Annotated in this window: 24 protein-coding genes; 10 read left to right on the plus strand and 14 right to left on the minus strand. The window is 66.7% G+C overall.

Going from position 1 to position 25492, the window contains the following annotated elements; all coding sequences use genetic code 11:
* Positions 1–13 precede the first annotated feature (13 nt).
* Together NA3_RS27170 and NA3_RS27175 are read right to left on the minus strand one after the other, a co-directional pair.
* Complete coding sequence (locus NA3_RS27170) at positions 14–2461, minus strand: transglycosylase domain-containing protein (RefSeq protein ID WP_063917792.1); 2448 nt, start codon at positions 2459–2461, stop codon at positions 14–16.
* Between the two features lie 536 nt (positions 2462–2997).
* Positions 2998–3411 (minus strand): DUF5318 domain-containing protein, encoded by a 414-nt coding sequence (locus tag NA3_RS27175; RefSeq protein ID WP_158271251.1) that lies wholly within the window; start codon positions 3409–3411, stop codon positions 2998–3000.
* 146 nt (positions 3412–3557) lie between these two features.
* Here NA3_RS27175 and NA3_RS27180 point away from each other — a divergent pair, with 146 nt between their 5' ends.
* The gene (locus NA3_RS27180; protein ID WP_030514162.1) at positions 3558–4115 is read left to right on the plus strand and encodes a PadR family transcriptional regulator; all 558 of its coding nucleotides are present in this window, start codon (positions 3558–3560) and stop codon (positions 4113–4115) included.
* On the plus strand, positions 4108–5202 hold the full coding sequence (locus NA3_RS27185; RefSeq protein WP_062966482.1) for an inositol-3-phosphate synthase: 1095 nt from the start codon (positions 4108–4110) through the stop codon (positions 5200–5202). The genes NA3_RS27180 and NA3_RS27185 overlap by 8 nt, the downstream gene beginning before the upstream one ends.
* 178 nt (positions 5203–5380) lie before the next feature.
* Here NA3_RS27185 and NA3_RS27190 read toward each other — a convergent pair whose 3' ends face one another.
* From NA3_RS27190 to NA3_RS27215, 6 genes are all read right to left on the minus strand, one after another.
* A complete protein-coding gene (locus NA3_RS27190) occupies positions 5381–5806 on the minus strand; it encodes a GyrI-like domain-containing protein (protein ID WP_062966483.1) in 426 nt (141 codons plus the stop codon).
* A gap of 6 nt (positions 5807–5812) precedes the next feature.
* Positions 5813–6316 carry a GyrI-like domain-containing protein gene (locus tag NA3_RS27195; RefSeq protein WP_062966484.1) on the minus strand — a complete coding sequence of 168 codons (504 nt, stop codon included), beginning with the start codon at positions 6314–6316 and terminating at the stop codon, positions 5813–5815.
* Positions 6317–6427: 111 nt separating this feature from the next.
* Positions 6428–8731 carry a transglycosylase domain-containing protein gene (locus NA3_RS27200; RefSeq protein ID WP_062966485.1) on the minus strand — a complete coding sequence of 768 codons (2304 nt, stop codon included), beginning with the start codon at positions 8729–8731 and terminating at the stop codon, positions 6428–6430.
* 302 nt (positions 8732–9033) lie between these two features.
* Positions 9034–9885: a carbohydrate ABC transporter permease gene (locus tag NA3_RS27205; RefSeq protein WP_062966486.1), complete on the minus strand. Its 852-nt coding sequence runs from the start codon at positions 9883–9885 to the stop codon at positions 9034–9036.
* Entirely contained in the window at positions 9885–10868 is a 984-nt protein-coding gene (locus tag NA3_RS27210) for a carbohydrate ABC transporter permease (RefSeq protein WP_062966487.1), read from the minus strand. Before NA3_RS27210 ends, NA3_RS27205 begins: the two co-directional genes overlap by 1 nt.
* Positions 10869–10954: 86 nt before the next feature.
* Positions 10955–12217 carry an ABC transporter substrate-binding protein gene (locus NA3_RS27215; RefSeq protein WP_062966622.1) on the minus strand — a complete coding sequence of 421 codons (1263 nt, stop codon included), beginning with the start codon at positions 12215–12217 and terminating at the stop codon, positions 10955–10957.
* Positions 12218–12501: 284 nt separating this feature from the next.
* On the opposite strand from NA3_RS27215, the gene NA3_RS27220 reads away from it, so the two are divergent.
* Entirely contained in the window at positions 12502–13338 is an 837-nt protein-coding gene (locus NA3_RS27220; RefSeq protein WP_062966623.1) for a DUF2786 domain-containing protein, read from the plus strand.
* A gap of 79 nt (positions 13339–13417) precedes the next feature.
* Positions 13418–13930 carry a TIGR04338 family metallohydrolase gene (locus NA3_RS27225; protein ID WP_062966488.1) on the plus strand — a complete coding sequence of 171 codons (513 nt, stop codon included), beginning with the start codon at positions 13418–13420 and terminating at the stop codon, positions 13928–13930.
* A gap of 67 nt (positions 13931–13997) precedes the next feature.
* Here NA3_RS27225 and NA3_RS27230 read toward each other — a convergent pair whose 3' ends face one another.
* Both NA3_RS27230 and NA3_RS27235 read right to left on the minus strand, forming a co-directional pair.
* Entirely contained in the window at positions 13998–14798 is an 801-nt protein-coding gene (locus NA3_RS27230) for a VOC family protein (RefSeq protein ID WP_062966489.1), read from the minus strand.
* Positions 14799–14920: 122 nt separating this feature from the next.
* Positions 14921–15892: an o-succinylbenzoate synthase gene (locus NA3_RS27235; protein WP_062966490.1), complete on the minus strand. Its 972-nt coding sequence runs from the start codon at positions 15890–15892 to the stop codon at positions 14921–14923.
* Between the two features lie 164 nt (positions 15893–16056).
* Here NA3_RS27235 and NA3_RS27240 point away from each other — a divergent pair, with 164 nt between their 5' ends.
* Positions 16057–16401 (plus strand): hypothetical protein, encoded by a 345-nt coding sequence (locus tag NA3_RS27240; protein ID WP_062966491.1) that lies wholly within the window; start codon positions 16057–16059, stop codon positions 16399–16401.
* Between the two features lie 3 nt (positions 16402–16404).
* On the opposite strand, the gene NA3_RS27245 is transcribed toward NA3_RS27240, so the two are convergent.
* Positions 16405–17574: a thiolase family protein gene (locus tag NA3_RS27245; RefSeq protein ID WP_062966492.1), complete on the minus strand. Its 1170-nt coding sequence runs from the start codon at positions 17572–17574 to the stop codon at positions 16405–16407.
* 109 nt (positions 17575–17683) lie between these two features.
* Between NA3_RS27245 and NA3_RS27250 the strand changes: the two genes are divergently transcribed.
* A complete protein-coding gene (locus tag NA3_RS27250) occupies positions 17684–18214 on the plus strand; it encodes a winged helix-turn-helix transcriptional regulator (RefSeq protein ID WP_062966624.1) in 531 nt (176 codons plus the stop codon).
* On the opposite strand, the gene NA3_RS27255 is transcribed toward NA3_RS27250, so the two are convergent.
* Positions 18211–19290: an ABC transporter ATP-binding protein gene (locus tag NA3_RS27255; protein ID WP_062966493.1), complete on the minus strand. Its 1080-nt coding sequence runs from the start codon at positions 19288–19290 to the stop codon at positions 18211–18213. The two genes, NA3_RS27250 and NA3_RS27255, sit on opposite strands and share 4 nt — an antisense overlap.
* Before the next feature lie 621 nt (positions 19291–19911).
* Here NA3_RS27255 and NA3_RS27260 point away from each other — a divergent pair.
* Both NA3_RS27260 and NA3_RS27265 read left to right on the plus strand, forming a co-directional pair.
* On the plus strand, positions 19912–21366 hold the full coding sequence (locus NA3_RS27260; RefSeq protein WP_128145011.1) for a deaminase domain-containing protein: 1455 nt from the start codon (positions 19912–19914) through the stop codon (positions 21364–21366).
* Complete coding sequence (locus tag NA3_RS27265; protein ID WP_157126599.1) at positions 21356–21850, plus strand: SMI1/KNR4 family protein; 495 nt, start codon at positions 21356–21358, stop codon at positions 21848–21850. The genes NA3_RS27260 and NA3_RS27265 overlap by 11 nt, the downstream gene beginning before the upstream one ends.
* A 9-nt stretch (positions 21851–21859) precedes the next feature.
* Here NA3_RS27265 and NA3_RS27270 read toward each other — a convergent pair whose 3' ends face one another.
* Together NA3_RS27270 and NA3_RS36305 are read right to left on the minus strand one after the other, a co-directional pair.
* A complete protein-coding gene (locus NA3_RS27270) occupies positions 21860–22162 on the minus strand; it encodes a WXG100 family type VII secretion target (protein WP_062966496.1) in 303 nt (100 codons plus the stop codon).
* A 134-nt stretch (positions 22163–22296) separates the two neighbouring features.
* Positions 22297–22461, minus strand: coding sequence for a WXG100 family type VII secretion target (locus tag NA3_RS36305; protein WP_128145010.1), 165 nt, complete (start codon positions 22459–22461; stop codon positions 22297–22299).
* A gap of 284 nt (positions 22462–22745) precedes the next feature.
* Here NA3_RS36305 and NA3_RS27275 point away from each other — a divergent pair, with 284 nt between their 5' ends.
* On the plus strand, positions 22746–23540 hold the full coding sequence (locus tag NA3_RS27275) for an LLM class F420-dependent oxidoreductase (RefSeq protein WP_062966497.1): 795 nt from the start codon (positions 22746–22748) through the stop codon (positions 23538–23540).
* A gap of 139 nt (positions 23541–23679) precedes the next feature.
* Complete coding sequence (locus NA3_RS27280; protein ID WP_062966498.1) at positions 23680–25476, plus strand: ABC transporter substrate-binding protein/permease; 1797 nt, start codon at positions 23680–23682, stop codon at positions 25474–25476.
* The last annotated feature ends 16 nt before the right edge of the window (positions 25477–25492 follow it).

Consider the following 25492-nt stretch of genomic DNA (forward strand, 5'->3'; position numbering starts at 1 on the left):
ACGTCACCCGAGGCTACCGGTGACTGTTGGTGTACCCGTCTCCTGTCCCGTCGGTACTGTTGGCCGCGCCCGCGCCCGGGCGCTGGGACCGTGAATTGCCGCTGGTGTCACCGGAGTTCGAGGTACTCGGCGAGCTGCCGTCGGCAGGTGCCACCGGTTGCCCCGGCAGCGGCCCCGTGTCCTGCGACTGCGGCTGGTTCTGCTGCGGCTGCGAGCGCGGATTCGGCTGGACACCCGGCACCGGAATGGTGATGCCCGGCAGGATCTCGACCTGCGACGGCTTCACCACGACCGGCGGCTGATACTCCTGCTGCGTGGTGCTCGGCGCGGTGTAGGGCGCCGAATAGGACGGCACACCGGCCTGACCGCCGATCGCGGCCGGCTTCGGGAAGTTCTCCTTCGGCGTGCCCTCGAGCGCGCCGTCCATGGTGTCCTTCCAGATATCCGACGGCAGACCGGAGCCGTACATGATCGACCCGCCGGGCGTCTTCAGCGCGACGCCGTCCGCGGTACCCACCCAGACGGCTGTCGACAGCGACGGGGTGAAGCCGATCATCCACGCGTCCTTGTTCTGACCGGTGTCACCGAGCTGGGTCGTACCGGTCTTGGAACCGGACGGCCGGCCGCCGGCCAGGCCGTGGTTGCGAGACGAGGCGGCGATCGGTTGCATCGCCGCCGAGAGGTTGTCGGCGACCGCGGCGGAGATCCGCTGCTCCCCGGCGACCTGGCCGCGGTCGAGCAGGACCTGACCGTCGGCCGTCACGACCTTCTGCACGAAATGCGGCTTGTGATACACACCCGAGGCCGCGATGGTCGCGTACGCGGAGGCCATATCCAGCGGACGCACCTGGTACTGACCCAGGATGATGCCGTTGTTGGGCCCGGAACCATCCGGTTCGGTCAGGGTCTTGCCCACGCCCGGAATCGCGTCGGGAATGCCCATCCGGTGCGCCATCGCCGCGATCTTGGCCGGGCCGTCCGGCATATCGAGTTCCATGCGGTAGAAGCTGGTGTTCAGTGACCGCTTGAGCGCCTCGGCGATGGTGCAGGTACCGCAGGTCTCGCCTTCGGCGTTGGTGATCTTGATGCCGTTGACCGTGAGATCCGAGCTGTCGTACATGGTCGACAGCGGCTTGCCGAGTTCGAGGTTCTCGGCCAGGCCGAAGACCTTGAAGGTCGAGCCGGACTGCAACCCGGCGTTGGCGAAGTCCCAGCCGGTCGCGTTGTCGCCGCCGTAATAGGCGCGCACCGCACCGGATTTCGGATCGACGGAGACGACCGCGGTCCGGACCTCGTCGCGTTCACCCTGCATGTTCTTGTGCACCGAATCGATCGCGGCCTGCTGGGCCTTCTGATCGATGGTCGTGGTGATCTGCAGACCCTCGGTGTTCAGCTGGGTGTCGCTGATGCCGGCCTCGGACAGCTCGCTGAGCACCTGCCGCTTGATCAGGCCGTTCGGGCCTGCGGTCTTGTTCTCGCTGTCGGCGCTGTTGGCGCTGGACGGCAGGACCTTCGGGTACACCATCTTGGCGCGTTCGGCGGCGGGGAGGGAACCGGCCTTGACCATGCCGTCGAGGACGTAGTTCCAGCGCTGTTCGGCGCCCTTCGGATTGTTCTCCGGGTCCAGGCCGTACGGCTGGTTGATGGTAGCGGCCAGCATCGCGCCCTCTTCGACGGTCAGCTGTTCGACCGACTTGCCGAAGTAGGCCTTGGCCGCGGCGTCGACACCGAAGGTGCCGCGACCGAACGGAATCGTGTTCAGGTACGCGGTGAGGATGTCGTCCTTACTCCACTGCCGCGCCATCTTCGCCGAGATCACCAGCTCGCGCATCTTGCGGCTCAGCGAATGCTGATTGCCGACCATCGCGTTCTTGACGTACTGCTGGGTGATCGTCGAACCACCACCGGCGGTGTCCTTGCCCATCAGGTTGTCGCGCGCGGCGCGAGCGAAACCGCTGATGGAGAAGCCCGGGTTGGAGTAGAAGTCCCGGTCCTCGGCCGCGATCACCGCATTGCGCACGTGCGGCGGGATCTGGTCGATGGTGACGTCGGTCCGGTTCCCCTCCGGCGGAACGATTCTGGTGATCTGCGTGGTGCCGTCGGAGGCCAGGATCGTGGCGACCTGAGGGGTTTTGAGATCGCCGGGCCGGGGTACCGAGACCGTCGTGTACGCGATCAGGAAGACCGCGCTCGGCACGACGATGGCCAATGCCACCAGGACATAGATCACTCGGCGCACGATGCGCCACGGCGATTTCTTCTTGGTCTTCGGGCCCTTGCCCGCCGACCCGCCCGGGCCGTCGCCGCCGCCGTTGCCCTTGCGCGGCGGCGGACCCGACGGGGGAGTACCTCCGGCGACCGCGCGGCGACCGCCGGTGCCCGGACCGGATCCGGGGCGTGTCCCGGCACCACCGGGAGCCGACCGGTTGGCCGCGGTCGAGCGCGGGCCGCGTTGCGCCATCGCCTCGCCGAGGGTTCCGGCCGCGATCTTCTGGGTGGCCTGAGGCTTCTGCTGCGCACCCGGACGCGATGCCGGGTTCGCGGGGCGCCGCGGCGGGCCACCGGCCGGATTCGGCTGACCGCCGCGCACCGTGGGCTGCCCGCCCGTGCGTGGCGGGCCACCGGCCGGGCCGCGCATCGGCGGCGTACGGTCACCGCCCGGCGGCGGGCCGGGGCGTCGCGGTGGGCCGCCGGCCGGATTCGGTGGTCCGCCCGGCTGGCCGCCGCGGGGACCGCCCGGTCCCGGGGGCGGTGCCTGGCGACGCGGCGGTAGCGGCCGGGCGCCGGGCGGGTTGCCGCCTGCCGGACGCGGTGGTTGACCACCGGGTCCGGATTGCGGGCCGCGCGGGGGCCGACCGCCGTTCGGTCCATCGTCGTAAGGCGAAGTCACAGCCTGGATCTCCATAACTCGATACGGTCCGGATAGCTCGGTGCGGGCGTGCACGGCCGTCGCCGGCCGGTATGGGAACCGCTCCACATATCAGTCGAGTGTGCCCGTCATTCGGCGGCAGTCCGACGAGCGCCGCCACCCCGGCGGCGCCGCGGTGCCGGGGTGTGCCCCAGCACATAGGACTGCACCAGATGATTCCAACTACAGGTCCGGCACACCTCGACCACGTGCACCGAGAACTCTTCCCGAGTCTCGGCCAGCCGCACCAGTTCCTCGGGGGTTCGGGCCGAACCCGCGATCGGTCCCAGTCCGTCGCCGTAGACCCACGAAACGAGCGTGAGCTGCTCTTTCCGGCAGATCGGACATGTGACGTCGCTTCCCCGCCCGTGGAATTTCGCCGCACGCAGCAGGTACGGATTCGCATCACATACCTCGGCGACGTCCACACGGCCCGCATAGACATCGGCCAGCAGCGACCTGCGCCGGAGCGCATAGTCGACCACCTGCCGCTGAATTCGCACGGATCCCAGAGTACTTGCGTCGGCGGGGGCACGGCATGCCACCGAGAGAAGCCACACGTTCCTTTCCGCTCACTATATCGGTCCGATATAGTTTGAAATCGCATCCATCGGTTAGGTCTGTTCAATAGAGTCAGGAGGTGAGGCCCGTGCTCGAACTCGCGATTCTCGGGCTGCTCCTGGAGTCACCCATGCACGGCTACGAGCTGCGCAAACGGTTGACGGGCCTGTTGGGACCGTTCCGGGCCTTCTCCTACGGGTCGCTGTACCCGACGCTGCGGCGCATGCAGGCCGACGGTCTGATCGCCGAGGAGAGTCCGGCCGGCGCGGTCACCCGCCGGGCCCGCCGGGTCTACCAACTGACCGAATCGGGCCGGGAGCGGTTCGGTGAACTGCTCGCCGATACCGGCCCGCAGAACTACACCGATGACGGCTTCGGCGTTCATCTCGCCTTCTTCAGCCGCACCCCCGCCGAGGCGCGGATGCGGATCCTCGAGGGCAGACGACGGCAGGTCGAGGAGCGCCGAGAAGGACTGCGGGAGGCGATCAAACGCGCCAGCGGAACACTGGATCGCTACACCCGCCAGCTCCATCAACTCGGTCTCGAATCAAGCGAGCGCGAAGTGCGCTGGCTCAACGAGTTGATTGCAGCGGAGCAATCAATGAAGGCGGCACCACAGAAAGAGGGAAATGTCGGCCATGAGTGATGTCAACCCGGCTGCCAATGAGATTCGCGTGGCCATCGTCGGCGTGGGCAACTGCGCCTCCTCGCTGGTCCAGGGCGTGCAGTACTACAAGGACGCAGACGAGAACTCGACTGTGCCCGGCCTCATGCACGTCAAGTTCGGCCAGTACCACGTGCGCGATGTGAAGTTCGTCGCCGCATTCGACGTCGACGCGAAGAAGGTCGGATTCGACCTGTCCGATGCGATCTTCGCCAGCGAGAACAACACCATCAAGATCTCCGACGTGCCGCCGACCGGCGTCACCGTCCAGCGGGGGCCGACCCTCGACGGCATCGGCAAGTACTACGCGCAGACCATCGAGCTCTCCGAGGCCGAGCCGGTCGACGTCGTGCAGGCGCTGAAGGATGCCGAGGTCGACGTGCTGGTTTCGTACCTGCCCGTCGGTTCGGAAGACGCCGACAAGTTCTACGCGCAGTGTGCCATCGACGCCAACGTCGCATTCGTGAACGCGCTGCCCGTCTTCATCGCCTCCGACCCGGCCTGGGCGCAGAAGTTCGTCGACGCCGGCGTGCCGATCGTCGGTGACGACATCAAGTCTCAGGTCGGCGCGACCATCACCCACCGCGTGATGGCCAAGCTGTTCGAGGACCGCGGCGTGCAGCTGGACCGCACCATGCAGCTCAACGTCGGCGGCAACATGGACTTCAAGAACATGCTCGAGCGCGAGCGCCTGGAGTCGAAGAAGATCTCCAAGACCCAGGCCGTCACCAGCAACCTGAAGAAGGAGCTGGGCGCCAACGACGTGCACATCGGCCCGTCCGACCACGTCGGCTGGCTCGACGACCGCAAGTGGGCCTACGTGCGCCTCGAGGGCCGCGCCTTCGGCGACGTGCCGCTGAACCTGGAGTACAAGCTCGAGGTGTGGGACTCGCCGAACTCGGCGGGCATCATCATCGACGCCGTGCGCGCCGCCAAGATCGCCAAGGACCGCGGCATCGGCGGACCCGTCATCCCGGCCTCGGCCTACCTGATGAAGTCCCCGCCGAAGCAGCTCGCCGACGACGTCGCGCGCACCCAGCTCGAAGCGTTCATCATCGGCGCTGAATAGTCCGGCCTCGCTCCGCTCGGGTGTTCGCGGCCCCTGGGGCCGCGAACGGGCCTCCTCGAGGTCGGCCCGTGCGGGGTGAGTAGGCGCGTATGTCGCCTGTGAACGAACTTCGAATCAGGTTGGGCCCCTGCGGTTATCGCGGGGGCCCAGCCTGATTTCGTTGCTCTGCGATCGGCGGTCAGTCGAGTGACACGTATACCTCGACCGAGGTGGGGCCGGTGTAGCGTTCGATCTCCGCGGTGTGCGAGCGGGTGATGGTGCCGGCGCTTTCGGCCTTGGCGACCTCGGCCCAGGCCGTGCGGAGCAGGTCGTAGGGCTTGTCGGAGACGACGAACTTGGCGTAGCGGCCCGCGGGGATGCGGGTGATCACATCGCCGGTGTCCAGTTCGTCGAGTCCGCCGAGTTCATAGCCGAGGACCGCGACCGCGTGGTCGTCCTGGCCGATGTAGGCCGCCACGCGCGGGACGTTCTTCTCCCGCGACAGATAGCGGTCCCAGGTGAAGTTCACCAGATCCAGGTCTCGCGCGGTCACCTCGCGCCCGGCCAGCGGGACGGTGAGCCCGCCGACGAGGCTCGGTTCCAGGGTGACGATTTCGAAGTCCACGAGTCCCTACCTGTTCTCGCCGGAATCGGCTTGGGCCACACCGTTGTTCAGCGCGTCGGTCAGCGGGTCGCTCTGCAGGGCCACGAACACCTCGACCGTGCGCGCCTCCGGATAGTGCTCGAAGTCGCCGGTGTAGGCCCGCACCAGCGCGCCGGCCGCTTCCAGATCCCAGACCGCGCGCCAGATCGAGACGATCGTGTCGCCCAGGTTGTCGCCGGTGCGCAGGAAGCGCGCGAACTTCGCCGCCGGGATGCGGGCCAGCACATCACCGGGCTGCAGATCGTCGAGGCTTTCACACCGGTAGCCGACGATATGGGTGAGATAGGAACCGATCTCGGGCGCGTGGTCGACATATGCGGTCGCCGGCGGGCCGGGTAACCGGCGCGCCAGAGTTCGTTTCCACGCCTCCTCCACCTTCTGCCGGCGCGGTCCCTCGACCGCCAGCGCCGGGCTGCGTAGCACCGTGCCCGCCACCAGTGTCTCGTGGCGCTCCACCACTTCGAAATCCACCCGTGTCGCCCCTAATGTCTCGTGTTCAACCCCGTTCCACCCTATCGGCGTGTGCTGGGTGATGGCCGGATTACTCCAATTCGTTGCATCACAGCGTGCCGGATCGGGCCGTCACCCCGGAACCGGGACGGTCAGCCCCGGAAAGATCTCCACCTGCCGTGGCGGCGGCGGAGGTGGCGGTGGCGATGGAGCGGGCGGAATGACGATCACCGGTGGCTGTTGTTGCTGCTGCTGTTGCTGCTCCGGTTGCGAGGGCGGCTGCAGGATGTCGAACGGCGCGTTCCCGGTCGGCTGCGGCGCCGCGGTCTGGGGCTGCGGCTCCGCGAACGGCCCGGCCGAATTCGGTGGCGGCGGCGGCGCGAACGGCCCGGCAGCGCTCGGATCGGGATTCGCGAACTGCTCGACCGGCGTGCCGGCGAGCGCGCCGTCCATGGTGCGCTTCCAGATGTCGGACGGCAGCCCGGAGCCGTAGATCATGCCGCCGCCCGCCGTGCGGATCGGCTCCGGCTGATCGGTACCCACCCACACCGCGGTGGCCAGCGACGGGGTGAATCCGATCATCCAGGCGTCCTTGTTCTCGCCGGTGTCACCGAGCTGCGTGGTCCCGGTCTTGGCCGCCGCCGGCCGCCCGGCCAGCGTGTGGCCGTTCGAATACGCGGGGATCGGCTGCATCGCCTTGGTGGTGGTGTCGGTGATCCCGCGCGGGAAGCGTTGCTGCGGCGGTGGCAACTGCCCCGCCCCGGGCGCCCCGCGATCGAGCAGCACCCGGCCGTCGCCGGCCACCACGCGCTGCACGAAGTACGGCTGGTGATAGCTGCCCGACGCCGCGATGGTGGCATAGGCCGACGCCATATCGACGGGCCGCACCGAGTACACACCGAGGACGATGGTGGGAGCCGGCTGTCCGTCGGGCTCCGACAGCGAGGTGCCCGGTACGCCCGGGATCTGGTGCGGAATACCGGCCTGGTGGGCGGCATCGGCCACGGCCCGTGGTCCGATGGCCTGGGTGAGCCGGATGAAACTGGTGTTCAGCGAACGTTTGTACGCCTCGGCGAGACTGCAGGTTCCGCAGGATTCGCCCTCGACGTTGGTCACCCGCACCCCGTTCACCACGACCGGTGAACTGTCCAGCTGGGACGTCAGCGTGAAGCCCTGCTGCAGCGCCGCCAGCATGGCGAAGGTCTTGAACGAGGACCCGGTTTGCAGGGGAGCCTGGGCGAAGTCGTAGCCGACACCGTCCTCGCCGCCGTAATAGGCCCGGATCGCACCCGAGCGTGGATCGATCGACACCACCGCACTGCGCAGCTGCGGGGGCTGGCCGTCGAGGCTGCGATGCACCGCGTCCAGCGCGGCCTGCTGCGCCTTGGCATCGATGGTCGTCATGATCTGCAGCGCACCGGTATTGATCTCCTGATCGCTGATCCCCGCCGCGCGCAACTCCTTCAATACCTGGGTGCGGATCAGCCCGGCGGGGCCGCGGGCGGCATCATCGTCGGGTTTGGGGGGCGGCGCGATGGTCGGGAATTGCACCTTGTCGCGTTCGCCGAGCGGCAGCACGCCCATGCCGACCATGCCGTCGAGCACGTAGTTCCAGCGGGCTTTCAGCTGGTCGAGGTGCGTCTCGGGGTCCAGGATCGACGGTGTGCGCACCACCGCGGCCAGCACCGCGCCCTCGGCCAGCGTCAGCTGCGAGACCGGTTTGTCGAAGTAGGCGCGCGCGGCCGCCGCGATCCCGTAGGCATCCCGGCCGTAGTAGATGGTGTTGAGATACGCGGCGAGGATGTCGTCCTTACTCCACTGCCGCGCCATCTTCGCCGAGATCACCAGCTCCCGCATCTTCCGCGACAGGGTGCGCTCCGAGCTGAGGAAAGCGTTCTTGACGTACTGCTGGGTGATGGTGGACCCACCGCCCGCGTCGTCGTGGCCGAGCAGATTGTCACGCGCCGCCCGCAGGAAGGCCGACGCCGAGAATCCGGGGTTGCGGTAGAAGTCGCGATCCTCGGCCGACAGTATGGCGTCGCGCATGGTCTGCGGCACCTCCGACAGCGGCACCGGCGTGCGATTGCCTTCGGGGGGAACTATTTTCGCGAGGACGGTCGTGCCGTCGGCGGCGGTGACGGTGGCGATCTGATTGGTCTGCACCGCACTCGGATCGGGTATCTCGGCGCTCCAGTACGCCAGCACCAGCAGCAACGACGGGATCGCGACGAAGATCAGGAACAGGGCCAGCAGCTGGCGCCGAATCCGCTGCCCGCGCGTGCGAGGCGGGCGGGGGCCGGAAGGTTTCTCGCGGCGACGGGGACGACCGCTGTTCGGCCGGGACACACCGTCGAGCTGCTTCCACCCGGCAATCGAGGCATACGGCGCCGTTTCCGGGCGGCCGCGCCGCGGTCTGCGGGTCGAGCTCACGATCATCCTCCCGGAGCGTCGGCGAACGAGCGAGAAACAACGATCCCGTCCAGCCTACGGGGCCGGTCGGTGGTCAACCAGAACAGCTAATACCCAGTAAATCGTGATCTCACGCGAAAACCGGTCCCGACCGGCCGAGTGCGCATCGATGTGAGCGGAATAACCACGACCGCAACCGCCCTCGCCGGCATCGCGGGAGGGCGGAAGACAACGTGTATTCGACGCCGCGCCGACCGCCCGGTTGCCGGGACCGGAACGGATGAATCAGGCCGCCGGAATTCCAGGGGGAGGCGGAGGAGCCTGACGGCCTAGCTCTTGACGCCGCCCGCGGTGAGGCCGGAGATGATGCGGCGCTGGAACAGCAGCACCATGATCACCAGCGGCACGGTGACGATGATGCCCGCCGCCATGATCGCCGCATACGGCTGGACCAGCGGATCGTTACCGGAGAACCGCGCGATCGCTACCGTCACCGGTTCGGTCCGGTCGACCGAGAGCAGACTGGCCAGCAGGTACTCGTTCACCGCGGCGATGAACGCCAGGATCGCCGTGGTGAACACCGCCGGCGCGGCCAGCGGTAGCATCACCAGCCGGAAGGCCTGGAACCGGCTAGCGCCGTCGATGCGGGCCGCCTCCTCGAGCTCCCACGGCAGTTCGGCGAAGAACGAGGCCAAGACGTAGACCGTCATCGGCAGCACGAACGAGATGTTCGGGATGATCATCGCCTGGTAGTGCCCGATCCAACCGATGTTGGTGAACAGCTGGAACAGCGGTGTCACCAGGACGACCACCGGGAACATCGAGGCGCTCAGGATCAATCCGGCGACGAGGGTCTTACCGCGAAAGGCCATGCGCGCCAGCGCGTAGGCGGCCATCATGCCGATCAGCAGCGCGATCACGGTGGTGGCCGTGCCGATGACGACGCTGTTGGTCAGCGCCCGCCCGAAGTCGTTGCCGCGGCTGGTGTCGAACGCGTTGCGGAAGTTCTCGAAGGTCAGGTGCGTCGGCCACGGGGTGTTGTCGAAGGTGTAGTCCGGATCGCGGAAGGCGGTCACCGCCATCCAGTAGAACGGGGCCAGACCCCAGATCAGCACGATCAGCGCACCGACGTACACCCGCGCGGACCGCCACGGTTTGCGGCCAGAAGTAGCAGTGGTCATCAGTGTGCCTTCCGCTGTTCTTCCTGCGTCGCCACCGCGTTGGCGCCCAGTATCTTCACCAGCACGAACGCCACCGCGAAAATCATCAGGAAGGTGAGCACCGACAGCGCGGCGGCACTGTTGGAGCCCTGCCGCACCTGATCGACGACCAGGATCGAAATGGTCCGGGTCGCCGGATTGCCCTGCATCATGATGGCCGGCAGGTCGTAGAGCCGCAGCGCGTCCATGGTCCGGAACAGAACCGCGACCAGCAGCGCCGGCTTCAGCAGCGGCAGCGTGATGTGGGTGAAGCGCTGCCATGCCGACGCGCCGTCGACCTTGGCCGCCTCGTACACGTCGTTCGGGATCACCTGCAGTCCGGCGAGGATCAGCAACGCCATGAACGGAGTGGTCTTCCAGACGTCGGCGATGATCACCGCGAGCCGCGACCACCACGGATCGGTCTGCCACAGGATGTGCGTGTGCAGGACCCGGTTGACCACGCCGTTGTACTGGAACATGAACTCCCACAACCGGGCCGTCACCGCGGTCGGGATGGCCCAGGGGATCAGCACCGCGGCCCGCAGCAGCGCACGCCCGCGGAAGGTCTTGCCCATCACGGTCGCCATACCGAGGCCGATGGTCGCCTCCAGCGTCACGGTGATCACCGTGAACAGCAGGGTGATGCCGATGGCCGCCCAGAACTGGGAACCCAGGTTGCCGGTGGGGCAGGGCTCGGTTCCGCCACCGGGCAGGGTGCACTGCTGCAGCAGCCAGTGCGTGTAGTTGCTGAACCCGGCGCTGCCGCCCTCGACGAACATGCCGGTGGCGGGGTCGAGCCCGGCGTCCTTCTGGAACGACATCCACACCGCGCGCACCACCGGATAGCCGATGACGACCGCGAGCGCCACCAGCACCGGTGCGACGAACAACCACGCGCGCCCCGCACCCTGCGGGAGCCGTAAGCCCCGGGAGTTACTGTCGCGCTGCGGTTTCGGGCTCACCGGCTGATCATCGGGTGGCGCGAGATCGGTCGCACCCGAAGGACTCGACACGTTCAACTCTCCTACGGGGCAGACTGCGGACAGGGTCAGGAGCCGGCGGCTTCGATGCCCTTCTGCATGCCGATGATCGCGTCATCGACTGATTTCTTACCGGTCAACGCAGCATATGCGTTGTCCTGGATGGCCTTCGACACCGCCGGGTAGAAGGGGGTCACCGGACGCGGCACGGCGCTGGCGATCGAATCCTTCAGCGCGGGCAGATACGGGAACTTCGCGATCAGCGCCGGATCGTCGTACATCGACGCCCGCACCGACGGGAACGCGCCCTCGGCGACGATGCGCTGGGCGTCCTCGCTGATCAGGAAGCGCAGGAAGTCCAGCGCGGTGGCCTTGTGCTTGGAGTAGGCGCTGATGGCGGCGTTGTAACCACCGAGCGTGGAGGCGCCGATGCCGTCCTTACCGGGCAGCGGGGACACAGCGAAATTGCCCTTCACAGCGGAGGAGTCGGCCTGTGCCACACCGTAGAAGTTCGGCCAGGTGCGCAGGAACAGCAGCTTGCCCGAGGCGAAGGCGTTCTGGCTCTCCGGCTCCTTGAAGGAGATGGCCTCCTTGGGGATGTCGCCGTTCTTGTAGGCGTCGGTGAGCACCTGCAGGCCGGCGCGCGACTGCGGGGAGTTCACGGTCGCGGTCTTGCCGTCCGGGCCGACGAACGAGCCGCCGTAGGCGTTGATCACCTCGGCCGCGTTCACGGTCAGACCTTCGTAGGGCGCGAACTGCCCTGCGTAGCAACCGATTCCGTGGTCGTGTGCGATATTGCAGTCGGCCAGCAGCTCCGACCAGGTCTTCGGCGGATTCGGGACCAGATCCTTGCGGTAGTACAGCAGGCCGCCGTTGGTGTTGCGCGGCGCGGCGTAGAGGGTGCCCTGGTAGGTCGCGCTGGCGACGGTCGGCGAGAGCAGCGTGGAGGTGTCGAGGGCGAAGGAGTCCTTCAGCGGCTGAATCCAGCCCTTGGCCGCGAACTCCGCGGTCCACGGCACGTCCAGCGCCATCACGTCGTAGTCGGGCTGTTTGGCCCGCATGTGCTGGGCCAGGTCGTCGTACTGCTGGGAGGCGTCGTTCGACTGCTCTTTGAACGTCACCTGCTCGTTCGGATGGGCGGCGTTCCACCGGTCGATGAGCTGCTTGACCGCACCGGTCTCGGTGGTGTCCTTACCCTCGACGTAGGTGATCGGACCGCGACCGCCCAGGTTCTGACTGGTCGGGTTGCTGCCGTCGCCGCTCGAACAGGCGCTCGTCAACCCGGCGGTGAGCAGTGCCACCGACGCGGTGGCCAGTGCGGCGCGGGACACGAGGGACGAGCGTCGCGACGCGGCGCGCGCGCGAACCTTACGCGCCTTGTTCGAGGACGCCTTGTTCAAAGCCATCGATACTCCAGGGTCGTAACGAACACAGTGCCATGCGTGAGCGCCCGCACACTGCGCCGGTTGCACAAGGCAAGATACATTGTTCGGCTGCTCCGTGGGACTCGGCGTCCGCACCCGCCCTCGTGGTGACGCGAGCTGCCGCTCCCCGGCTCGCCATCGTCCGGGGATGTCGGTGACGTCTCGTATCCTGGCGCTCGATGTCGACCCAGATGCCCCAGGACAAGTTGCTCACCCGGATCGGTGGGCTGTTGCGTCAGGCCGAGTCGACCGACAACGAGCACGAGGCCGAGGCCTTCATGGCGGCTGCCCAGCGCCTGGCGACCCGTTCGTCGATCGACCTGGCGGTGGCGCGCGCCCATATCGCCGGCCGTGAACGCCGCCCGACGCCGATGCAGAAGGTCGTTCCGATCGGCGAGGCGGGGAAGAAAGGGCTGCGCACCTACGTGCAGTTGTTCGTGGCGATCGCCGCGGCCAACGATGTGCGCTGCGATGTGACCCGAACGTCCACGCAGGTGTACGCCTACGGCTTCGATACCGATATCGCGACATGCGAGGCCCTGTACACCAGCCTGCTGGTGCAGATGGTCCGGGCGTCCGACCACTACATCAAATCCGGCGCCTACAAATCGGCGACCGTGGAGAAGGTCGTGGTGGAGACGCGCTGGGGTCGCACGGTGCAGCGTCGCATACAGGCCCCTGTCGCAGCCGTGACGGCTCGGCTGAATTTCCAGATGGCGTTCGCCGACCGGATCGGCCGCCGCCTCGCGCAGGTGAAGGCGGACGTGGAAGCCGAGGCGGTGGGCGCGGATACGACCGCCGCCGAATCAGCGGGCACGGCTCTGGCGCTGCGCAACAAGGACCTCGAATTGACCGATTTCTACTCCCGCACCTCCGAAGCCCGCGGCACATGGCGCGGGCCGCAGGAATCGACCGGGTATTCACCGGCCGCGCGCCGGGCGGGTGACCGAGCCGGTCGCACCGCGCGCCTGGGCCTCTCGCCCGAACTGCCCGCTGCCCGCGGCACTCTGGAAGCGCCCGGCGCATGAGCCGCACGCGAGCGGCGCGGCGCGGTGCCGTCGTGAAGTACATGTCGTTCGCCGACGCCCGAGCGTGCCGGAAAGCGCTGTGACGCAGCGCGATTCGCAGCGCAGCCGGGTCTACGATGCCGAGGGCCTGGTGCGGCGCATGTTCGAACGAGCCGAGGAGTTCGGGGCTCGCACGGTCGACCTGCACGGATCGCAGCTCACGTTGCCGGTCGAGCGGAAGTTCGCCTCGGTCGAGTCGGTGCAGAGCTATGTGGATCGGGTGCTGGCTCTGAACTGGGTCCGCGCGCACTGGGTGCGAGCCGGCACGCCGCTCGCCGTGCGTGCCCGGGCGGGCACCGCGGCGGCGCACTACGAGACCGGCCGCGCCGTCTTGGCCGTCCCCCTGCACACCGGCGGGACCGCGTGGGCGTTGCGCGAATTGGTCGTCCTGCACGAACTCGCGCACCACTTGGAGCCGCCCGGCGCCGACCTCGCCCCGCACGGCCCCGAGTTCTGCACCCGCTACCTCGAGCTGGTCGACGGGGTCATCGGCCCCGAAGCCGCCCTTCTCCTGCGCGCCACCCTGCACGACTGCGGCGCCCGGGTCGGCTGAGCCGGGTTCGGCCGCGGGCGCATGCCGGTGCCCCGGACCCGATCGGGCGGCCCGGGGCACGGATGCACTACTGCCCGGGTGCCTCCCCGGACCGCACCGTCGGGTCGATGAGGCCGAAGATCTCGCCCTGGGGCGCCTGGACGACGGCGGAGCGGCCGAACGGGGTGTCGTCCGGACCCATCAGTACCGTCGCGCCGAGTTCGGTTGCGCGAGAGATCTTGTCGTCCGTCCCGGCGACCTGGAACCAGGTGAGCCAGTAGGGCGGGTTGTCGCCGGGTGCGCTGCCGGCATCCATGACACCTCCGGCGACGTCCGCGCCGGGCGGGGAGAAGGTCGAATAGACGAAGTTCTCACCGTCGCCGATTTCGTCGAAGGTCCAGCCGAAGACGCGGCGGTAGAACTCCTGCGCGGTGGCGTAGTCGCCGGTGTGCAGTTCGTTCCAGCAGTAGGAGCCGGGTTCGTTGTAGATGCCGGCGCCGGTGTGGGCCTTGGCCTGCCAGACGCCGAAGATCCCGCCGGTGGGGTCGGCGGCCACGCACATGCGGCCCACGTCCATGACGTCGAAGGGCGGGACGAAGACGGTTCCCCCGGCCGCGCCGATGGCCTCGGCGATCGCGTCGACGTCGTCGGCGGCGAGGTAGGTGGTCCACACCGAGGGCATCGGCGTCTCGCCCATCTTGGGGCCTATTCCGGCGGCCGGTTTACCGCCCAGCATCGCCATCAGATATCCCCCGGCCTCGGGCGGGCTGTCCATGATCTCCCAGCCCAGCAAACCGGAGTAGAAGTCGCGGGCAGCCTGCGGATCGTCGACCGAACAGTCGACCCAGCAGGGCGTACCCTGCGGCCACGCAGAATCACGAGTGGGCATTGCGGAACTCCTATCGTGTGTTCGAGCACGTGAGAACTGCCGATGGCACACGATCAGCTAATCACAGACGGGCGGGTGGGAAAACCCTCGTCCCGGCCCCGCCGAGGTCCGGGACGCCGCGATCAGTCCAGGAGCCGCAGCACCCGCTCCAGCCGGCTCCGCCACCACGCCGTGCGCTCCGGATCGGGATGGCGGAATCGTTCCAGGAGTTCGGGATCCGGCGCCGGCGGGGTGCGCGGAACGCTCAGACAGCCGTCGACCGGGCGCAGCGAATCCGCGACCACATCGCCGGCGAACAGATTGACGGTGCCCAGTCCGCAGGCGTGATCGAGTTCCGGCAGCGCACCGGCCAGTGCGAGCTGGGCCGACAGTCCGACGCTCGTCTCCAGTGCGGAGGAGATCACGCACGGCAGCCCCGCCGCCTGCGCCACCCGCAGCGCCCGCCGCACCCCGCCGAGCGGCGTGCATTTCAGGACGGCGATGTCGGCCGCTCCGGCCACCGCGACCCGCAGCGGATCCTCGGCGCGCCGGATGGACTCGTCCGCGGCGATGGGAATGTCGACCCGCCGCCGGACCGCCGCCAGCTCCTCGATCGTCCGGCACGGTTGCTCGGCGTATTCCAAACCCTGTGCGGCACGGTCGATCTGCCGCAGGTTCGCCACCGCCGTATCGACGTCCCACACCGCGTTGGCATCGACCCGGACGGCGCCGTCGCGGCCCAGCGCATCGCGCACGGCCGCCACCCGCTCGATATCCTCGGCGAGCGATTCGGGATGATCGGCGATCTTGACTTTCGCGGTGCGGCAACCGGATTCGGCGACGATGGCATACGCGCGCTCGGGTCCGACCGCGGGCACGGTGCAATTGACCGGAATACGATCCCGGACCGGTTCCGGCCAACCGTCCTCGATCTGCTCGACCGTGGTGGCGAGCCAGTTCGCGGCCTCCCGGTCGTCGTATTCGACGAACGGGCAGAACTCACCCCAGCCACGCGGTCCTTCGAGCACCATCCCTTCGCGGACGGTGATGCCGCGGAAGCGAGTCCGCAGCGGAATCGCGTACACCAGGGCGGACGCCGGATCCAGATCGCTCATCCGAGCCAGCCTAACCACCGCCGTTCGGGAGACCGCGGACTACGGCTCCGAGAGGTCGGCGCCCGCTCGACGCCGCGTCGAGCACGGCCGCCGCAACCACCGCGCAACAGCGCCGGGCCGGTGGTGCTTGCGGGCGCGGCCGGAGGAGGTTTCCATGAGTAGCTATGGAGTTCCGGCCGGATCGCCCGCCGCTGCGGCGCGGCGATGCCGTGCTGAGTGTCGTGGTCTATCTGGCCGGTTGCGGTGTGGCGTGGGTGATCTGGCGTTACGGCCTGCCGTACCGGGAGATGGCCCAGCAGCGCACTCGTCCGGGGCACAGTCATCTGCCGCCGGCCTACGCCGTGGCCTTCCTGTCCCTGGCCGGTGCGCTGCTGCTGGCCGGGCGGTGGACCGTGCGCGCGTTGCGGGAACGCCGCCCGGCCTGGCCTTACGCGCTGCTCACCCTGCCGCTGCTCGCCGAGGCGTGGCTGCTCGGTTTCGCGGCGGCGCTGGTCGTGGTGTCGGTCTGACGATCACAGCCGCTCGTAGATGGTCGCGTTCGCCAAACCACCTGCCTCGCACATGGTTTGCAGTCCGAAACGGGCGCCGCGTTCGTGCAGTGCGTGGACCAGCGTGGTCGCCAGCCGCGCACCGGAGGCGCCGAGCGGATGCCCCAGCGCGATCGCGCCGCCGTTGACGTTCACCCGGGACAGATCCGCGCCGGTCTCGGAGGCCCAGGCCAGTACCACCGAGGCGAAGGCCTCGTTGACCTCGAACAGATCGATGTCGCCCAGCGACAGGCCGGAGCGCTGCAGCACCTTCCGAGTCGCCGGGATCACCGCGGTGAGCATCAGCAGTGGATCGTCGCCCGCGACCGCGAAGCTGTGCAGCCGGGCCAATGGCCGCAGGCCCAGTTGCGCGGCCTTCTCGCTGGTCATGATCAGCACCGCCGCGCTGCCGTCGTTGATCTGACTCGCGTTGGCGGCGGTCACGTTCCAGCCGATCTCGGGGAATCGGGCGGCGTAGGCCTCGCTGTAGTAGGCGGGGCGCAGTCCGGCCAGGGTTTCCAGGGTGCTGCCGACCCGGATGCCCTCGTCGGTGCTCAACCCGGCCACCGGCGCCAGTTGTGCCTCGAAGGATCCGTTCTTCGTTGCGGCGGCGGCCTTCTCGTGACTGGCGAGCGAGAATTCGTCCATCGCGGTGCGTGAGATGCCCCAGCGTGCCGCGATCAGTTCCGCGCTGATTCCCTGCGGTACCAGCTCGTCCGGATACCGCTCGGCGAAGGCCACGCCGTTGATATCGGTCGCGCCCACCACGTTCGACCCCATCGGCACCCGGCTCATCGACTCCAGGCCGCCGGCGACGACGATGTCGTAGGCCCCGGCCAGGACCCCCTGCGCGGCGAAGTGGGTGGCCTGCTGGCTGCTACCGCACTGCCGGTCGACCGTGGTGGCCGGAACGGACTCCGGATATCCGGCCGCGAGCGCGGCCCGGCGGGTGATGTTGACCGACTGCTCGCCGACCTGGGTGACCACGCCGCCGATGACGTCGTCGATCAGCACCGGATCGATCCCGCTGCGCCGCACGACCTCGCGCAGGCTGTGGGCGAACAGGTCGACCGGATGCAGGTCGTGCAGCGCTCCGGTGGCTTTGCCCTTCCCGATCGGGGTGCGTACGGCCTCGACGATCACTGCGTCTCTCATGGCGATTCCTCCGGTATCGCGCCGTTGCGACAATCTGACTTAGTCGCCCTAAAGTCAGGCTAGGAGCTGACATTAGTTATGGCAAGTCAGAGTTGGTATGATCGTCGTCATGCCCGTGAAGCTGGAAGGACCCCTGCGTGACCTGAATTCGTGGAAGCCGGACGGCTGTTCCATCGTGAAGGCGCTGGATATCGTCGGCGCACGCTCGGCGATGCTGATTCTGCGCGAATCCATCTACGGCACCACCCGCTTCGACGGTTTCGCTGCGCGGGTGGGTATCACCGACGCCGCCGCGGCCGCCGCGCTGCGCAAACTGACCGACGCCGGGCTGCTGCGCAAACAGCCCTATCGCGAGGAGGGTAAGCGCACCCGCAACGAGTACGTGCTCACCGATATGGGCCGGGATCTGGTGCCGGCGATCTTCGCGCTGTGGCAGTGGGGTGACAAATATCTGCAGGGCGGGGTGCCGCCGCTGGAGCGGGTCGAGGACACCACCGGTGAACCGGTGCGGGTGGAATTGCGCGGCGCCGGTGGCGGCGAAATCGGACTGGAGGACATCCGGATCCGTGTGAACAAGGATTGGCGCCGCCCGCCCCCGAACACCGGAAAGCATTCGGGGGCAGTCGGTTTCGGCGACTAGGTCAGTCGCCGGCCGCCGGCCGGATCGAAGAAGTAGGTGTGCTCCGCATCCGTGGTGAGCGTCAGCTTGTCGCCCTTCTGCGGCGGATTGCGCCAGTCGGCGCGGGCGACGATCGTCTGATCCCCGCCGGCCTCACCCAGGGTGCGGCCGTAGATGTAGGCATCCGAACCCAGCTCCTCGACCACATCGATCTCCATGGCGATGCCGTCGGAACCGCCGGCCAGGTCGAAATGCTCCGGCCGGATGCCGACCACCACGGTCTCGCCCGCGGCATCGGCCACCGCGCGCGGAAGCGCGATCGACTGTCCGCCGAGGGTCACCGAACCGTCCGACACCGGCAGGGTGAACAGATTCATCGCCGGTGAGCCCATGAAGCCCGCGACGAACAGATTCGCCGGATCCCGATAGAGATCGCGGGGCGAGGCGCACTGCTGCAGCAGTCCGTCCTTGAGGACCGCGACCCGGTCGCCCATGGTCATCGCCTCGACCTGGTCGTGGGTGACGTAGACGGTGGTGGTGCCGAGCCGGCGCTGCAACTGGGCGATCTGCGTGCGGGTCTGCACGCGCAGTTTCGCATCCAGATTCGACAGCGGCTCGTCCATCAGGAACACCTGCGGCTGGCGCACGATCGCGCGACCCATCGCGACCCGCTGCCGCTGACCGCCGGACAACGCCTTGGGCTTGCGGTCCAGGAATTCCTGCAGGTCGAGCAGTTTTGCCGCCTCCAGCACGCGCTGGTTGCGCTCGGCCTTGCCGACCTTGGCCATCTTCAGCGCGAAACCCATGTTCTCCGCGACCGTCATATGCGGATAGAGCGCGTAGTTCTGGAAGACCATTGCGATATCGCGCTGTTTGGGTTCGGCGTCGGTGACATCCTTCTCACCGATCAGGATGCGGCCGTCGTCGACCTCCTCGAGGCCGGCCAGCATGCGCAGCGAGGTCGATTTGCCGCATCCCGACGGTCCGACCAGTACCAGGAATTCGCCGTCGGCGATCTCGAGATTCAGCTTGTCGACGGCGGGTTTGGTGCCACCCGGGTAGAGCCGGGTGGCGTGGTCGAAGGTGACCGTGGCCATGGTGAATCAATCCCTTCACCGGCAGGAACGTGCCGGACGATCCGAGTAGAGGGGGCGGTGCGCGCCCCACAGTAACCCAGCGCCCCGAACTCGAGTTCTGTGTCCGCCGGACTCGAGAGCCGGCGCGGAAATCGTTCCCGCGCCGTAGGCGTAGCCGGCGCCCTGGATATCCTGGTCCGGAACGACGGCGCCACAGTGTGCAGTGCGAAGGTCACGCTTTCGTTCACATCCGAGGAATGGGGTGCGTTCGTGAAGGGCGTCGCGGACGGCTGAGGAAATCCCGCGGCGAACGCGTCGCGGTTGGCCGAGTGCGCTCGGTTCAGTCGCGACAACGTCTATACCGTGAGCACTCCGGAAATGTGCAGCAGTGGTTCGTCGTATCCGGGGCTGAGATTTGTTCGACCAGACTCCCCCTCAGGAACAACAGTTGAACTCGGCCCAATCGAAACCCTATGGGCGCAAACCAGATCAAGCCTACGCTGTTGCGTTCCGTACCCGACTGTCGCTATGTTGATGTCGAGATACACAGAAGGGGGCTCGCGTGTCGACTGAGTTGGGCACGCCCGGAACACATTTCGCGATGGTTCCAGGCGTAGTGAGAATGAGCGGTGGCTGAACTCGGTGGGAGCAATCTCGCCGCAGTCCTATGAGAGCGCGGCAAAGAACTGCTACGACTTGTCGGAAAAATTCCAGACCGTATACAATTCGTTGCAAAGCGTACTCTTGGAAACCAGCGCGATGGCCGGTGGCTATCAGGCGGTCAAGTCATGGTCCAAAGCTTACGACGACCGCTCCGCCGCAGTGACGCTCGTGGCGACCAACTTCGCGCGGGCACTGCAACACTTCGGGGACGTATTGACTGCGGCCGGCTATAACTGGAAGTGCGCGGAGTATAAAGCGAATCACAATCCCAACAAGGGCGACCCGCCATCGTTGCCGAGCGGTTTCCCTTCGGAGCTGCCCTACGGCTCAGGGATAGTTACCGGTGTCGCGTCATCCGGGACCCAAAGCCACGGACTGGAGACAGACTGGGCCGAACTGCAAAACAAGGTGACCGCGCTGGTCTCAGGCGGAGAAGTCCCTGACGGGGACACGGAAAAGCTCGCAAGCGCGGCAACCGCATGGAAGACATTCGCTGAGTCAGACCCTGTATATGGCGGGACGGGACGACTATTAGCGGTCGCCGCGGGCCTGCAACGCGGCTATGGAGCCAACCCCCCAGCCGACATACCCAACCACGTAGACCACCTACACACGCTCGCGCAGAGCCTCCGCGAGATCGAAGCCGCTGCCCGCGACATAGCGACCGCAGTCGATACCCACAAGACGGCTTTGACCACGATGCGTTCGGATATGAACACCCAATTCGCCATGGTGGTGGTCGTCACCTCCATCCAGATCGGGCGTTCGATGGTGCGGGTCAAAGCGCCACCAACGAAGCAAAAGAAGCCGAGTGAGAAACCGATACCCAGCGATAGCCGAGAAGAGAACGACTTCCTGGACCAGGCTGCCGGAGCGTTGGCCGGCCCCGCCAATACATTTCTCACAGCGCTCGAGGGGTTCATCTTTACGGTCGCTGTCCTGACGACGGGCGGATTACCGGCCATTGCCGGACTACCGGTATTGTTGACCGAAATAGACCCCAATAAGAAGGATGGTACTGATCAGGGCCGGCCCGCATTCAACGGAGCGGATGAGGCCCAAAAAGTCCGAGATCGCCTGGGCGCAAGCGGAGAGGCAATCGGGAAGAAGCGCAATGTCGCAGTCGCTCGGGGCGAGATCGATGGCCAGGAAGTCAGCCTGGACGCGGTCAGCGGCACAAACTCGCCGACGAGTACCGTTCCTACGCCGGAGAACCCGGTCCTCGAGCCGCAATCGGAGGACGGGTCTGTCGCCCGGCCTACTGATTCCGAGTTCAAGATCCTCGATAACCTGGCACAACAACTCCGCCCGGGCGCCAAGGGTACTATCAACTTGTATACTGAGCGCCCGCCCTGCGACTCTTGCCTCAATGTTATCGAGCAATTCAAGCACAAATATCCCGGAGTAGAGGTTGTGGTTACCTATGGCGAGTGATGCTAGCAGGCAAGATATAGAATCGTTCGGTAGAGAGCTGTTGGAATCCGGGTTTGCGACCCGGGAATCGATCATCGGATGTAATGCCGAAGAGATAGCGCAAGTGTACGCGGTTGCCCCCGTTGGATTCCCTGTTCCGGGCGAGTATCATGCCTTTCTCGAACATATGGGCAAGAAGGCCGGTACCCTTTTCAGAGGAACTGACTTATTCTTTCCGCAGATGCTTGACTCCAGAGATGCGGCGGTAGACATCTCCGGTGAGGGGCTGTCTTTGGACGATCGTTTCTTCTTCGGCGATCACCAAGGTTATAAAGTCTATTTCTTCAAGCTGGGGTCGGAGGCTGTCTATACCTACCAAGAGGGGGATCCCGAGGAAACGAAGCTTGCGGACGGGTTCATCGCATTCCTGCGGCAGTCCTGGAACGTCCAGCGGAAACTTCGCGAGTCCACGACGGCGATGCGCAATCAGAGCGAGCGACCGTGACCATGGGGGTTACCCGCCGCTCATCCTGAGATTGATGTCCTGCGCTTCCTGGTAGGCGGTGCGGGCGGTTCGGATGGCGGCGTGCATGGTAGTGAGGCCCTCGACGACTTCGGCGGCTCCCGGGGCCCATTCCTGGTAGGCCTGGTGCTGCGCGTCGGCGGCTTTGCCATGCCAGGTTTGCTGGATGGCCGCGATGCGCTGGTCGATGCCGTCGAGGCTATCGGTGAGGAAACCGATGAATCCGTCGGCGCGAGAGACGAGTTGGTCGAGGTCATCGAGGTCGAAGCTGAAGTCGCGGGAATAGTCGGTCATCACATATTCAGGATCGATAGGTCGAGGCTGTGAAAGGTAGACGCGCCTGCGGTGTCCTGGTGGGCGATGATTTTGCTGGTGACCCCGAGCAGGGCAGCCATGGCGGCGAGAGCATCGAGAACATCGGCGGCACCTTATTTCGTTTCGGTCCACCCGCTATCGAAGGACTCCGCGGCGGTGCCGGTCCAGGTGGTGAGGACGGCGACGACCTCGCGATCGAGGGTGTTCAGCCCATCGATGAGTGATTCGGCAACTTGCTGGATGTAGCTGCCGGCATCGGTGACCTCGTCCGGCACCATTGCGAAAACCTGTTCAGGCGAACTCGATTCAACAGACACATAGCCCCCTCTTCTCGGCATACTATCACCCGACGCTAGCTAGCGGGGCCTTTCCAGACAGAGGGTGTAGAGGCGGACGGCGGTAGCGGTGGCGCAGTGGCTGCCTGCGACCTCGCGATGATTCGGTCCTGGACTGTCCGGATAGCAGGTCCTTCAGAGTGAAGCCGGACGTGTTGTAGACGAGTAGCCTCGTCAAGGGCCGCTGACCGGCCGCGAGAGCACCTCACGAGACGAAGGAGCATCGGATGACTCGACCGGTTCGCATCGGAGTTCAGCTACAGCCGCAACATGCTCCCGATTACGGGTTGATCCGGGATGCGGTGCGCCGGGCCGAGGATGCGGGCGTCGACATCGTGTTCAACTGGGATCACTTCTATCCGCTCACCGGCGATCCCGACGGCGCGCATTTCGAATGCTGGACCATGCTCGGCGCGATCGCCGAGCAGACCGAACGAGTAGAACTCGGCGCACTGGTGACCGGCGGCGGATATCGCAATCCCGATCTGCTGGCCGATATGGCCCGCACCGTCGACCACATCTCCGGCGGCCGGCTGATCCTCGGCATCGGCGCCGGCTGGTTCCAGAAGGACTACGACGAGTACGGCTACGAATTCGGCACGCCCGGAACACGTCTGGCGTTGCTGAAGGACTATCTCGCGCGCATCGACGCCCGGCTGCCGAAACTGAATCCGCGGCCGACGCGCCACATTCCGATTCTGATCGGCGGTGGTGGTGAGCGAAAGACGTTGCGACTGGTCGCCGAATACGCCGACATCTGGCACAGTTTCGCCGATATCGAAGCGCTGGAACGGAAGTCGAAGATCCTGGCCGAGCACTGCGCCGAGGTCGGCACCGACGCGACCCGGATCGAGCGGTCGGTGTCCTGGCCCGGCGCCGAGCAGGCCGAGCGGCTGGTGCGAGCCGGCGCGACCCTGTTCACCGTGGGCGCCGGCGGACCCGACTACGACCTGAGTGTGGTGGAGCAGGCCGTCGCGTGGCGGGACAACTTCAATCCCGAGTCGGTGACGGGTATCGCCTGATCGAATACCGGCCCGAACGCACACCGCGGGATCGAATCAGCGGGATTCGATTTCCGCCGGGCGATGTGGCAGGGGCGGCGGCCCGTCGACCCGCGCCGCCGCCCTCGGTGTGCTACCGCCCCGGCTAGGGTTCTCGGCTATGGCCCGTTTGCCCGTCTCGCGCCCGCGTGCGCTGATCGCGCTGATGGCGGCGATGATGCTGCTGTTCGCCGTCGCCTGCAGTTCCGACGGCGGCAGCTCGTCGCAGGCCTCGAACCTGTGCGCACCGCCCGGACCGCCGGCCGCCTCCCCCGCGCCGACGAAACTGGCGAGCGGTGCGACGGCCGGCACCGATCGCTACACCACCGCGACCACCGCGCCGCTGAGTTCGATCGATATCACCAAGCTCGGTTTGTCCCAGCCCGGTGTGCTCAGCGTCGGCACGCTGTCGGACGCGCCGCCGAGTATCTGCGTGAATCCGTCGGGGACCTTCACCGGATTCGACAACGAACTGCTGAAGGCGATCGGCGCGAAACTCGGGCTACGGGTGCAGTTCTCCGGCACCGAATTCGCCTCGCTGCTCTCGCTGGTCGCCACGGGCCGGTTCGACGTGGGATCGTCGAGCATCACCACCACCGATGCCCGGCGGCAGCAGGTCGGTTTCACCAACGGCTACGATTTCGGCTACTTCTCGCTCGTGGTGCCCAACGGCAGTGCGATCCAGGGCTTTTCGGATCTGAAACCGGGCGTGCGAATCGGCGTGGTGCAGGGCACCGTGCAGGACGAGTACGTCACCGGCACCTTGCATTTGAACGCGGTGAAATTCCCCGACTACAACACCGCCTACGCGAATTTGAAGACCGGTCAGATCGACGCCTGGGTCGCACCCTCCCAGCAGGCCACCGGTGCGATCAAACCGGGGGATCCCACCTCGATCGTGCAGAACACCTTCAGCCTGGACAATTTCACCGCCTGGGCGGTGCGCAAGAACAATCAGCCGCTGATCGACGCGCTCAATTCCGGCCTCGACGCGGTGATCGCCGACGGGACCTACGCCAAGCTCTACTCCGACTGGGTGCCGCGTCCGCTGCCGCCGGGCTGGAAACCGGGCTCCAAATCCGCTCCGATGCCGCAACTTCCGGACTTCGAGAAGATCGCGGCCGAACATCAGCACAGCGCTCGGCAGAACGCGCCGAAATCTACCCTGGCGCAATTGAAGGATACGTTCTTCGATTGGTCGTTGTACCGCAAGGCTTTTCCCGACCTGTTCACGACCGGTCTGCCGAATACACTGATTCTGGCGCTGGTTTCAGGAGTGCTGGGCACATTCATCGGCATTCTGCTGGCGGTGGCGGGTATTTCGCGCACCCGCTGGCTGCGGTGGCCGGCCCGGGTCTACACCGACATCTTCCGCGGTTTGCCGGCCGTGGTGATCATCCTGTTGATCGGGCTGGGTATCGGCCCGATCGTCAAGGGAATCACCGGGAACAATCCGTACTGGCTGGGTGCGGTGGCGCTGGCGCTGCTGGCCTCGGCCTATATCGGCGAGATCTTCCGCTCGGGTATCCAGTCGGTGGAGCCGGGGCAGTTGGAGGCCGCGCGGGCGATCGGATTCGGCTATCGGCAGTCCATGACGCTGGTGGTGATTCCGCAGGGTGTGCGGCGGGTGCTGCCGGCGCTGATGAACCAGTTCATCGCGCTGATCAAGGATTCCTCGCTGATCTACTTCCTCGGCCTGCTCGCTTCCCAGCGGGAATTGTTCGCGGTCGGCCGCGATCTCAATTCGCAGACCGGAAATCTGTCGCCGCTGGTCGCGGCGGGTCTGGTCTACCTGCTGCTGACCATTCCGCTCACCCACCTGGTGAACTACATCGACCGCCGATTGCGCACCGGCCGCGCCGAAGCCGCCGCCGACGAAATCGACCAGGCTGTCATCACGGAAGGACGCGGAGCGTGAGCGACCAGGATGCACA

The sequence above is a fragment of the Nocardia africana NBRC 100379 genome, from assembly GCF_001612635.1.
GTDB lineage: Bacteria > Actinomycetota > Actinomycetes > Mycobacteriales > Mycobacteriaceae > Nocardia > Nocardia africana.

Coding starts and splice junctions, on each gene's coding strand:
- NA3_RS27170 (WP_063917792.1), bottom strand. CDS start 2,461: ATGGCGCAACGCGGCCCGCGCTCGACCGCGGCCAACCGGTCGGCTCCC.
- NA3_RS27185 (WP_062966482.1), top strand. CDS start 4,108: ATGAGTGATGTCAACCCGGCTGCCAATGAGATTCGCGTGGCCATCGTC.
- NA3_RS27200 (WP_062966485.1), bottom strand. CDS start 8,731: ATGATCGTGAGCTCGACCCGCAGACCGCGGCGCGGCCGCCCGGAAACG.
- NA3_RS27205 (WP_062966486.1), bottom strand. CDS start 9,885: ATGACCACTGCTACTTCTGGCCGCAAACCGTGGCGGTCCGCGCGGGTG.
- NA3_RS27220 (WP_062966623.1), top strand. CDS start 12,502: ATGCCCCAGGACAAGTTGCTCACCCGGATCGGTGGGCTGTTGCGTCAG.
- NA3_RS27230 (WP_062966489.1), bottom strand. CDS start 14,798: ATGCCCACTCGTGATTCTGCGTGGCCGCAGGGTACGCCCTGCTGGGTC.
- NA3_RS27235 (WP_062966490.1), bottom strand. CDS start 15,892: ATGAGCGATCTGGATCCGGCGTCCGCCCTGGTGTACGCGATTCCGCTG.
- NA3_RS27240 (WP_062966491.1), top strand. CDS start 16,057: ATGGAGTTCCGGCCGGATCGCCCGCCGCTGCGGCGCGGCGATGCCGTG.
- NA3_RS27245 (WP_062966492.1), bottom strand. CDS start 17,574: ATGAGAGACGCAGTGATCGTCGAGGCCGTACGCACCCCGATCGGGAAG.
- NA3_RS27250 (WP_062966624.1), top strand. CDS start 17,684: ATGCCCGTGAAGCTGGAAGGACCCCTGCGTGACCTGAATTCGTGGAAG.
- NA3_RS27255 (WP_062966493.1), bottom strand. CDS start 19,290: ATGGCCACGGTCACCTTCGACCACGCCACCCGGCTCTACCCGGGTGGC.
- NA3_RS27265 (WP_157126599.1), top strand. CDS start 21,356: ATGGCGAGTGATGCTAGCAGGCAAGATATAGAATCGTTCGGTAGAGAG.
- NA3_RS27270 (WP_062966496.1), bottom strand. CDS start 22,162: ATGACCGACTATTCCCGCGACTTCAGCTTCGACCTCGATGACCTCGAC.
- NA3_RS36305 (WP_128145010.1), bottom strand. CDS start 22,461: ATGGTGCCGGACGAGGTCACCGATGCCGGCAGCTACATCCAGCAAGTT.
- NA3_RS27275 (WP_062966497.1), top strand. CDS start 22,746: ATGACTCGACCGGTTCGCATCGGAGTTCAGCTACAGCCGCAACATGCT.
- NA3_RS27280 (WP_062966498.1), top strand. CDS start 23,680: ATGGCCCGTTTGCCCGTCTCGCGCCCGCGTGCGCTGATCGCGCTGATG.